Here is a 542-nt window from a genome sequence, read left to right as displayed (position 1 = left end):
CCGGTATACAGCCTGCTAATTTGGGGGGGAAATGTGAAGCTGTAAAGGTGCAAACCAGTTTCCATTTTTGCTATCATTTTTTAGTTCAGTTTTATGACTTTCAAAAGCGTCTAGAGTAATGTCTTTTAAATAATAGAGATTACGCATTGCCTCACGCTTTTGTTTCTTGCGTTCTTTAAAGGGGAAACGACCTTCACGAAGAACAGAGCGCACGCTAGTTGGCACTTCACGGGCTTGTTTTAACGAGACCTCTCTCAAGGCACCCAAGCCCATTTCCCGGCGCCGCTCATGATTGGTAAAACGCTAACTCCATTGAGCACCTCCATCTTTACGCTTATGAAGTAACAAGCCGGCACCATCATTATATTTTCCAGCCCCTAATGTTGCGACAGACCTTGCATTAAGACGGTTCATAAGAGCCATTTTTATTCTTTTCTTTCCTCATTTTTACCGACACACCAACCCCGCTTTTGACGTGCAAATAAGTGATATTAATTGATTCAAGATACACAGATTTAAAATGAGAGGATCCTACGTTATTC

The 542-nt window shown here is 41.9% G+C and carries 1 pseudogene; it reads right to left on the bottom strand.

The window, feature by feature from the left end:
- Positions 1-24: 24 nt before the first annotated feature.
- A pseudogene (locus tag J7R05_RS09390) lies at positions 25-423 on the bottom strand (Arm DNA-binding domain-containing protein); the annotation flags it as partial.
- Between the last annotated feature and the right edge of the window lie 119 nt (positions 424-542).

The organism is Bartonella capreoli (assembly GCF_902813205.1).
GTDB classification, from domain to species: domain Bacteria; phylum Pseudomonadota; class Alphaproteobacteria; order Rhizobiales; family Rhizobiaceae; genus Bartonella; species Bartonella schoenbuchensis.
This window is presented reverse-complemented; position numbering and strand designations above follow the sequence as displayed.